Here is a 4,725-nt window from a genome sequence, read left to right as displayed (position 1 = left end):
CGGTGGTTTAGGGATGACAACAAAAAAGAGCCTGCAGGGCGCAGGCTCTTGATACGTTAATCAGTGAACACTTCTGGTTTTAACATCATGCAGCAGTTCTTGGTTAAGTTCAGCTTCAACATGACCTGGAGAGCGTGTTGATGCCGAGACCAAACGATACATAGCAGGGATAACAAACAGAGTGACTAAAGTGGCAAAACCCATACCGAAGAAAATCACTGTACCCACCGCAACTCGGCTTTCATAGCCTGCTCCTGTCGAGATAATTAATGGGATTGAACCTGCTAAAGTAGTAAATGCGGTCATCATGATTGGCCGCAAGCGCCTTGCTGAGGCATCAATGATAGCTTTTTCAAACTCAACCCCCTTATCACGTAACTGGTTGGCAAATTCAACGATCAAAATGCCATTTTTGGTCACCATTCCGATCAGCATAATCATCCCAATTTGGCTATAGATATTGATGCCTTGCCCCATAATTAATAGGCCAAGAAAGCCGCCAAATACTCCCATAGGCACCGTTAACATCACCACTAACGGGTTGATAAAGCTTTCAAATTGGGCGGCTAGTACCAAATAAGCGACAAGCAGCGCTAACGCAAATACAATGGCGACACTCGATTGATTTTCTTTAAAATCTTTTGACTCGCCAGAATAACTAACAGAAATATCGCTAGGGAGCATCTCTATCGCTTTCTTGTCAAGAAAATCTAATGCTTCACCCAACGTATAGCCATCAGATAAATTTGCGGTAACCGTGATCGCCTTTTGCTTATTGTAATGAGATAAGCGGATTGATGATGCCACTTCTTCCACTTTTGCAAGTGCATCCAGTGTAACAATCTCACCGGATGCGGTTCTCATATAGATCTGGCTTAAATCGGAGGCGTTATTGAAGCTATTTTCGTCGCCACGGAGATAAACATCATACTCTTCGCCACGCTCAACAAAGCTGGTTTCACTCTTCCCGCCGAGCATCACTTCTAACGTATCTGAAATATCCGCGACACTGATCCCCAATTCCGCGGCACGCTGCCTATCAATCGTCACCACCAGTTCAGGTGTCTTTTCGGAATAATTGGTGTCAGCACCTTCCATAAAGGGGGAATTTTCAGCTTCCGTTTTTAGCAATTCAGCCCATTTTTTGAGTTCAGGATAGTCTGACCCACCTAACACAAACTGAACAGGCTCATTAGAGCCACCACGAAAGCCGGGCATAAAGGGCATAACTCGTACATCGGGAATTCCCGTTAGCGCTTTTTTTACCTGCCCTAATGCTTGTTGAGCGGTAATGCTTCGTTCGTTCCAGTCATCCAAAATCATGATAACAAAACCCGTCTGATCACCCGCTTGCCCACCGAACGCGGGCGATTGAATACTAAACGACTTGAGAAAACCTTTGCCAACCAAGGGCATTAACCGCTGCTCAACAAGATCCATATTGGCCGACATCCGGTTATAACTGGTCGCATCCGCTCCGCGCACAAAGGCAAAAATAACGCCGCGATCTTCTGAAGGCGTGAGCTGGGAAGGCACTTTCTGCATCAGAAAATAACTGCCACCGACACATGCAAGAATAACGAATGGTGCCGCCCATTTCCAACGGATAGCAAAACGTAAAGAGGATTTGTAACCCGCTTCTAAACGACCAAAAATACGATCAACAAAACGATTAAAACGGTTTGGTTTGACATTGACCTTTAAAATCTTGCTACCGAGAACGGGCGTTAAAGTTAACGCTATTAGCGATGAAAAGAGAACCGACATGGCCAAAAGTACAGAGAACTCGGTGAACAACAGGCCGACCATACCGTCCATAAAAGAGATCGGTAAAAAGACCATCACTAATACCAATGTGGTGGCAATCACGGCAAAGCCGACTTCGCGCGTCCCTTTATAAGCCGCCAGCAGTGGCTTCTCTCCCTGTTCTATGTGATGAAATATATTTTCCACCACCACAATCGCGTCATCAACAACCAAACCGATGGAAAGAATCAGCGCCATCAAGGTGATAAGGTTAATGGAGAATCCGAAATAGTAAGCGGCAATAAAAGAAGAGATCAATGATACTGGCACAGTAACGGCTGGGATTAGCGTTGCCCGAACTTGGCCGATAAAAATGTACAGTACCAAAATCACTAAACCACCCGTGATAAACAGTGTGCTATACACTTCCGAAATTGAGCGATCAATAAAGACGGTCGAGTCGTAGTCAATGGCCAAGCGCGTTCCTTTGGGTAGAAACTGCTGAATATTATCGACTTCTTGATGGACACGCTGCGCCACATCCAAGGGGTTAGCATCTGACTGTGGCACAATGCCCATGCTCACATTAACCACACCGTCGCTTTTGAAGGTTGAGTTTTCGTTCTCAGCGCCGATGAAGACATCCGCGACATCTTTTAAGTAAATCGGCGAATTGTCACTTGCGCGCTTAACCACCAGATAGTCAAAATCTTGAGCCGTTTTGTACGCTCGGTCGGTACGCACCGACATTACTGTCGAATCGTTACGCACTTCCCCGCCCGGGCTTTCAATATTTTCACTGCGCAATGCACTTGATATATCAGAAGTCGTGACACCACGCCCAGCCATCAGATTCGGCTTGAGCTTGACATACATCACCTTATAAAGACCACCAGACACATCCACAGAACTGACGCCAGAGATTAAACTAAAGCGGTCAATCAAAGCTCGTTCGATATAATCGGTCAATTGGGTTCGATCCATCTCTGAAGAACTGAGATTAATGTACAAAGAAGCTTCACCAGAGCCATTATTTTTGAATACGGTTGGATCATCCGCTTCATCGGGTAATGAGCGCTGCGCTCTCGCAACGGCGTCGCGGATATCGCTCACACCAGTATTGAGATCGTAACCCAGTTCAAAGGTAACGGTAATCCGTGACATGCCATTACGCGTGGTGGATTCAATTTCATCAATCCCGCTAATGCCTGCCAGTTGATCTTCCAATACAGAAGTGATTTGGCTTTCAATGATGGTAGCTGAAGCCCCTGCATAGCGAGTACTGATTGAAACCACCGGGCTTTCAATATCGGGCATTTCCCGGACCGAAAGCTTAGAAAATGACACTAGACCAAAAACGCACAACAGTAAGCTTAATACCACCGCCGCCACAGGGCGCTTCACTGAAACATCGGATAACCACATTATTTGTCATCCTTTTGTATCGGTGAGCCATCCACATTGACTTCAGTAACGACAATGCCGTTTCTCATATTCACGATGCCTTGCACCACAATCTTATCGCCAATGGCTAAACCTTTATCAATCACCACTTGATTGTCGATCCGCGCGCCAAGCCAAACTTCCGTGCGTATTACTTTATTATTACTATCAATCACATAGACATAGCGTTTAGTGCCTGAATATTCGAGTGCTTGAACGGGGATAATGGGCGCTTCAATCGCTGGGAAATTCAACTTAGTAGAAAGCAACATCCCGGGTTTTAGCTTGCCATCTTGGTTATCGAAATGAATACGGACACGCAAATTCAAGGTTTCACGGTTAATGCGAGAATCAATACCCACAACTTTGCCGGTAAACTCGTTTTTTGCCCAAGCATTACTCTTCGCCGTCACCGTCATACCTTTACTGATTAACGAAAGGTAACGCTCTGGCACTTGGATATCGAGTTGCATCACCGATAGGTCATCTAAAGTCAGCAATTCCGTCCCTGCACTGACCATTTTGCCCAAACTAAAATCAATAAAACCAACGGTGCCATTAAATGGCGCGCTAATGCGCAGATCGTTTAAATTTGCGTTTGCTGCATCTAAACGTGCTTGAGCAATATCAACACTCGCTTTTTGCGCATCGATTTCCGTTTGGGTAATGGCGTTCCGTTTGACCAAACGTTCAAACTCTTTCAACTTACGCTGTTCATCGTTCAAATAGGCTTGAGCCTCTGAAAGTGCGGCTTTGGCTTTATCATCATTAAGCTGAATTAAGAGCTGACCTTTCTTGACCTCTTGATTGGCTTTAATCGCAATATGGCTGACCTTTCCCGAAACTTCAGATGAGATCTCCACTGCTCGTTCAGCTTCTAATTTACCAATCAGTGAAAGAGACTGAGACACTTGATGAGTTGCCACACGCTCTGCGACCACCGCAACGGCTTGTGGTGCTTGCGCAGCGAACGCACTTAACGGTGTGGTAAGCAAAGTAACCATCATTAACGAAAGAATAGACGTGTTTTTCATAGTTTTTATTCAACAATAAATAGACTGATTGAATTGTAACTGCTTATACGACGCTCGAACGTCAAGGAGTGTAAATCTTATTAAATATCTGTAACGTGCGTCATAACTTAGCCTCCTCCGGCAGCTTTTTAGGCGTCACACACAGGCTATACCCAAACAACCTGAAGTTGCAGGTAGGCGGCAAGTAAATTCATCCCCATGAGCATAGATAAACTATGTGATTGGGGTGAGCGAACGTAGCCAACACCGCTGGAGCTTCAACTGGGAAGGGTATAAATAGAGCAAAACTATCCATTCCTCCCCCCTTTGCCCAAAAAGGCAGCATTCAATTCAAAATCATAAGAAAAAGGCTTTACAGAGAGAGCGAGTTTGCTATCATGCGCTCCGCACTTGAGCAATGCGTTGGGAAAACGTTGTTTAAGCATACTGTGAGCCAATAGTGTCGTTATAAACACTATAAATCACATTGTATGAAAACCCTCTGGAGGGGTTCCCGAGTGGC

At 45.3% G+C, this 4,725-nt stretch carries 2 protein-coding genes; both read right to left on the bottom strand.

Annotation, left to right across the window (positions count from 1 at the left end):
* Window positions 1–60: 60 nt before the first annotated feature.
* Window positions 61–3,171 carry a vibriobactin export RND transporter permease subunit VexH gene (vexH, locus tag PL85_RS16085; protein WP_115339610.1) on the bottom strand — a complete coding sequence of 1,037 codons (3,111 nt, stop codon included), beginning with the start codon at window positions 3,169–3,171 and terminating at the stop codon, window positions 61–63.
* The gene (locus PL85_RS16080; protein ID WP_094127336.1) at window positions 3,171–4,223 is read right to left on the bottom strand and encodes an efflux RND transporter periplasmic adaptor subunit; all 1,053 of its coding nucleotides are present in this window, start codon (window positions 4,221–4,223) and stop codon (window positions 3,171–3,173) included. Before PL85_RS16080 ends, vexH begins: the two co-directional genes overlap by 1 nt.
* Window positions 4,224–4,725: the final 502 nt, after the last annotated feature.

Origin of the sequence: Vibrio anguillarum (assembly GCF_001989995.2) — a bacterium.
GTDB classification, from domain to species: Bacteria; Pseudomonadota; Gammaproteobacteria; order Enterobacterales; family Vibrionaceae; genus Vibrio; species Vibrio anguillarum.
Note: the sequence above shows the minus strand (reverse complement) of the source record. Positions and strands in the feature narration are given on the sequence as shown.

Coding starts and splice junctions, on each gene's coding strand:
- vexH (WP_115339610.1), bottom strand. CDS start 3,171: ATGTGGTTATCCGATGTTTCAGTGAAGCGCCCTGTGGCGGCGGTGGTA.
- PL85_RS16080 (WP_094127336.1), bottom strand. CDS start 4,223: ATGAAAAACACGTCTATTCTTTCGTTAATGATGGTTACTTTGCTTACC.